This window comes from Nitrospirillum iridis (assembly GCF_014205765.1).
Classification (GTDB): Bacteria; Pseudomonadota; Alphaproteobacteria; order Azospirillales; family Azospirillaceae; genus Nitrospirillum; species Nitrospirillum iridis.
On record NZ_JACIIZ010000040.1, the window covers coordinates 1 to 4828 of the forward strand.

At 65.7% G+C, this 4828-nt stretch carries 5 protein-coding genes and 1 tRNA gene; 2 read left to right on the forward strand and 4 right to left on the reverse strand.

The features are described 5' to 3' along the window. Positions 1-658: 658 nt before the first annotated feature. Positions 659-734: transfer RNA gene (locus FHS74_RS29960), tRNA-Glu, on the forward strand. Between the two features lie 65 nt (positions 735-799). After that, positions 800-1978, forward strand: coding sequence for a site-specific integrase (locus tag FHS74_RS29965; protein ID WP_184807938.1), 1179 nt, complete (start codon positions 800-802; stop codon positions 1976-1978). Positions 1979-2276: 298 nt separating this feature from the next. On the opposite strand, the gene FHS74_RS29970 is transcribed toward FHS74_RS29965, so the two are convergent. The 4 genes from FHS74_RS29970 to trbG are packed head-to-tail and all read right to left on the reverse strand — an operon-like array spanning position 2277 to position 4732. After that, positions 2277-2585: a DUF736 domain-containing protein gene (locus FHS74_RS29970; RefSeq protein WP_246463479.1), complete on the reverse strand. Its 309-nt coding sequence runs from the start codon at positions 2583-2585 to the stop codon at positions 2277-2279. Positions 2586-2587: 2 nt separating this feature from the next. Next, positions 2588-2881: a DUF2274 domain-containing protein gene (locus FHS74_RS29975; protein ID WP_184807939.1), complete on the reverse strand. Its 294-nt coding sequence runs from the start codon at positions 2879-2881 to the stop codon at positions 2588-2590. Between the two features lies 1 nt (position 2882). Further along, complete coding sequence (locus tag FHS74_RS29980) at positions 2883-4103, reverse strand: TraB/TrbI/VirB10 family type IV secretion system protein (RefSeq protein ID WP_184807940.1); 1221 nt, start codon at positions 4101-4103, stop codon at positions 2883-2885. Next, the gene (trbG, locus tag FHS74_RS29985) at positions 4100-4732 is read right to left on the reverse strand and encodes a P-type conjugative transfer protein TrbG (RefSeq protein ID WP_425491394.1); all 633 of its coding nucleotides are present in this window, start codon (positions 4730-4732) and stop codon (positions 4100-4102) included. Before trbG ends, FHS74_RS29980 begins: the two co-directional genes overlap by 4 nt. Positions 4733-4828 lie beyond the last annotated feature (96 nt).

A 4828-nucleotide genomic window follows, 5' to 3' on the forward strand; every position in this document is an offset into this window, starting at 1 on the left:
GAACTCACCGGCGGAAACCGCCAGAACTCAGGGATCGCTTCGCCGTCGCGCCGTTCGTTGTCGCCCGCCGCGTCGGTGAACGGGGTTATAGAGAGGCCAGCCGGGGCTGTCTACAGAAATCTTGCAGCCGCATGACGTTTTTCGGCAGACACCACAATCCCTATGCAATCCCTATATATGCTCGCGCGGGCGCGGGGATAGAGGGCCTAAACGAGCCTTGAGCAGGCTGACACTCCATAATAGGAGCGCACCTTAGCGGCGGCCCCCGTGCCCCCCTATATTACCAGTCAACGCACGCAGCCGCCCAGCGAGACCGAGGCGGGACCGGGGAGGATCTGCCAGATAAGATAGTTTTGGGAGTATGGGCCAGCCCAGATGCGTTTCATTCAGTCCCGAGGTGGCTCACATCCCCCGTGCAGGGAACGGTAACGCCGCCAACGTCCATGAAGGCGGGAAGCTGCCCCAGCCTGCGGCCCTGCCGAATGACTTGGACACCAAGCCTGCTGCATAGCGGCCAAGATATGGCATGGCGGGAATAGCCTGGGGGGGGCAAGCAGCGTCCTAGGCCGCACGCCCAATCCCGTCCCTCAATTTTCTGAAACAAAGCACTTGACCTCGCCCCCACCCCTCGCGTACATCAGCGGCCTCACACGGCCTCGTCCCCTTCGTCTAGAGGCCTAGGACACCGCCCTCTCACGGCGGTAACAGGGGTTCGAATCCCCTAGGGGACGCCATATTCCGTGGCTATTTTGGTCAAACTCTGGTCAAATAGCCCTCTCCTTGCGGGAGGGTTTGACCAATGGGACGACCGCGCTCCGACATCGCCGCCGACCCTGTAACCGGTAAGCCTTTAGCCTCCGGTGTCAGCTATCGCGGCCCCGGCCAGTACCGGGCTCGCAAGATGGTCGATGGCCGGCACATCACCAAGACATTCCCCAAGGCGGCCCTGGCGGCACGCTGGCTTGCCGAGGTCGAGGTGGACCACCGCCGCGGCGTCTTCCTTGATCGCTCAGAAGCGGAGCGCCTGACGCTGGGTGATGTCATCCGGCGCTATCAGGAGGAAATCCTGGGGGTGAACAGCGAGAAGCGAGGCGCCGAAAAGGAACGGGGGCACCTGAAGATCGTCCTTGAGGATGCCGTCTGTCAGATCCGGATGGCGAGGCTACGGCCCACCGATCTGGCCCAGTACCGAGACCGGATGAAGGCGCTGGACTACGCCCCCGCCACGACCGTCCGCCGGCTGAATCTGCTCCAAACCATCATCCAGCACGCCCGCCGGGAATGGGACGTCAACTTGGCCGAGAACCCCGCCCAGATGGTGAAGCGCCCCAATGGGGCAGACCACAAGCGGGATCGAATCTTCCGGGACGACGCTAATTCCGGAACAGCGATGGCCCTTTCGGAGGAGCAACGGCTTCTCAACGCCTGTGATGCCGAGACCAATCCGCTCCTCGGCCCCATCGTCCGCTTCGCCATTGCCACCGCCATGCGCCAAGGGGAGATCGTCGGCCTGCGCTGGGAGGACATCGACATCCGCAAGCATACAGCCATTGTCAGGGGGGCGGCCGGCACCGTCACCAAGAATGGCGACGTCCGGGAGATTCCGCTGCTGCCGGATGCGTTGGTGCTTCTCACCGACCTGGGCCTCCGGAAAGGTGGCCGGGTCTTCCCCATCGACCAAAACGTCCTGAAGATGCGCTACCGGCGGGCGGTGCAGAAGGCCGGCATCACCAACCTTACCTTCCACGACCTCCGCCATATCGCCACCTCGCGGTTGGCCCGAATCTACACCAACCCACTGGACCTCAAACGGGTGACCGGGCATCGGGACCTGAAATCGCTGGACCGCTATTACCACGCCACCGCCGCCGACCTGGCCATCATGGGAGGCGCCCCAGCAACGAATGGCCTCAGGACACTGGAGCACCGTTCCGGCGGCGCATCTGTTCCAATTTCGTCGGACGTCCCCGCTTCTTGATGGGAACCAGCTCACCGCGTGGGGCTGGCACGTTGGACAACCGGGCCGTCGGGGGCCGAGGGCCGGTTCGCTTGTTTTGCTCCAACCACGCCCAGATATCGGCAGGGTCGTACCACGCGGCCCCACCGATCAGGACATAGAGCGGCCCCCGCCCTTGATGTGCCAAATGCGCCAAGGCGGCAGCGTTGCGGAACTGCGGAAACCGGAGCGGAACCTGGGAACGCCGCAACAGTGGGCGCTCGCCACCGGCAAGGGTATCGGGTACGGCGGGCACAGCCTTCCTCCCATCAGTCTCGGGCTACCGCCGGGTCCAGACCAGTTGCGCCGAGGCGCCATCGTCGCTGGGAAACAGGGCGGCGGTGAGCGGCTCCGTCAGGCTGGGATCATCAAGCCGTACGCGCAGGTAGGCGCCGTGCCCGCTGGCCGCCTGGGCCTCCCAGGCATCGCCGATGCGGCTGGCGCCCAAAAACACGCGAAAGGCCGGGGCGCTATCGTGTTCCCGATTGTCGTTGGGGGTCAGGCGGACCTTCGCGTTGATGACCAGGGTACGAATGGTGCCGGTCCAGCCGCCATCCTTGCCCAGGATAAAATGACCGATGACGCTCATGATCAGGCCTCCGAATTGCGGGCGCCGCTGATGTCGTCCGCTTTCGCCTTGAGGCCGCGATGCGGCGCGGGCGTTTCGGCCGGCGGCGGATCTTCCCTCCGCGCCTTGGCATAAGCGCGGTCGCTGGCCAGGAAGGCGTCCAACATATAGGGGATGAGATCAGTCACTGTCTCCGCTTCGCCGTACGTGGCGCGGTAAAGGGCGGCGTAGCCCAGCAGTCGCTCATTCAGGTCCGGAGTGAGCGTGACGGTCAGCCGGACGGGCGAGCGGTCCGGCAGTTTGGCGAGTTTCAGCATGTCAGCCTCCGCGATAGGGGGAGAGGACCAGGTCCTTGTGAACGATGACGCGCAGTGGCCAGCCGGCGCGCACGGTGATCGTGGGCTGGATGTTCAGGTTCTTCTCGACGATGCGCTGGCCCGCCCGGTCGGTGTTCTGTTGGGTGGATTCCCGCAGCGCGCGAACCAGGTCGCTCTCATTGCTGCCGGAACTGATCTGGGTGCCCACCCCCAGCAGGGTCGCCATCCCCACACCGGCCAGCAGTCGGCCGGTGTGATACTCGACCTCATCCTCCAGGCCCGCCTGGCCTGCGGCATCGGTGGCCGGGAGGTTATCGATCTGCAGGGAGGAGGCATCTGGCAGAATGATCCGCTGCCAGACAAGCAGGGCGCGGCTTTGGCCAAAGGCAACGACGCTGTCGTAGCGGCCGATAAGCCGTGAGCCCTGAGGGATCAGCAGAAATCGGCCCGTCGCGGTGTCGTAGACGTTCTCTGTCACCTGGGCGGTCACGAACCCCGGCAGATCGGAATTGAGGGCCGGGAGCAAAGCCGCCGCGATGATGGTTCCGGCCAGGATGGTGTAGGGCGACCTGGGCCTCTGCAGGGCATGGGGATTCTCGGTGCCGCCGCCGTCCTTACGGGTGACAAAGTCCAGCTTGCGCTGCTGGTTGTTCTGGTCACGGTCGGGGTCGAGAGCCAGGCTGCCTCCCCCCTCCTTGCCCGGCTGGGGCTCCGCTTGCACATCGGGGCTGGTGCCGATGTCGGTGCGGGCGGCACCGGAAGTGACTTGGCCGACACGGAAGAAGATGCCCGACTCCCGAGCCTGCACGGCCTGGCTCGCCCGGCGCTGCCGTTCGGCCTCTGCGGCACGGTCGCCGTTTCCTTCCGGCGCCAAGCCCAGCCGCTGCTGGTGCTCCAGCATGGGCCGGCCCAGATCACCTGGCAGTGGCGGCCCCAGCACGGGGGTGTCCGGTTTGACGCGGCTGTAGTCGCCGGGCAAGGCGGCGAGCCCGTCGGCAACCGGCTTGCGCTCCGTGCTGTACAGTTCCTCCTGCTTGCCGGCGCTACCCGGTGTCGCCCCACGCAGGGCGAATATCGTCACCCCCAGGATGGCCGCCGCGCCCACCGCCGCGACGCCGATCAACAGGCCACGGCGGAAGCGCACGATGCGGCGGGGCCGCGCGCGCAAGGCCAGGTCGCCCGGATCAACCTTGCCCGGCTCGGGAGGGGTTGGCGCGGTCATGGCTGTCCCCCGTCACTGGCGGGAGCCGTACCAGCCGTTAGGCCATCGGTACGGCTGATGCGGACCACCTGTTGGGGATCGGTGCCCAGGCGCAGCTCGGCGGCACCGAACAGCCGGTCAACGATGTAATAGGCGTCGCGTACCCGGTAGTTGACCAGTTGGCCATCACCTCCCGGCCCAACAACGAACAACGGCGGCGCCTCACCCTGATCAAGACGCCGGGGAAACGCGATGTAGACCTTGTGGCCGTCATCGAAGGCCCGCAGCGGCCGCCAGGGCGGAGTGTCACCCGAGATCGCGTATCTAAAATGCAGGTCCTGCAGCGCGATATCGGCCGTCACCGGCGCGCCGGCCTCCGCCTCGGTACTGCGCCGCTGGAGCTTCAGCAGCTCGTCCTGCGGGTAGGTCCAGGAGACGGCGGCCATTGCCGTCTTGGCCGTGCTCTCCAGCTGGAGATGGTAGACGCGGCGGTCGGTGGCGATCAGCAGGTTGGTGTGCAGGCCAGCGGCGAAGGGCTTGACCAGGATATGCACCCGCTTGTCCGTGCCGGAGCCGCTGGTGGTGTCACCGACCACCCAGCGCACCGTGTCGCCGGCGGAGATGGCGGTGAGCGTTTCGCCTGGTTGCACCTTGGACTTGCCCTGGAAAAGTGGAGAGCCATCACCCTAAAATTTGGGAATGATGGAGGTGAAGATGGCGCGGGCGAAGCGGTCGCAGATCACGGG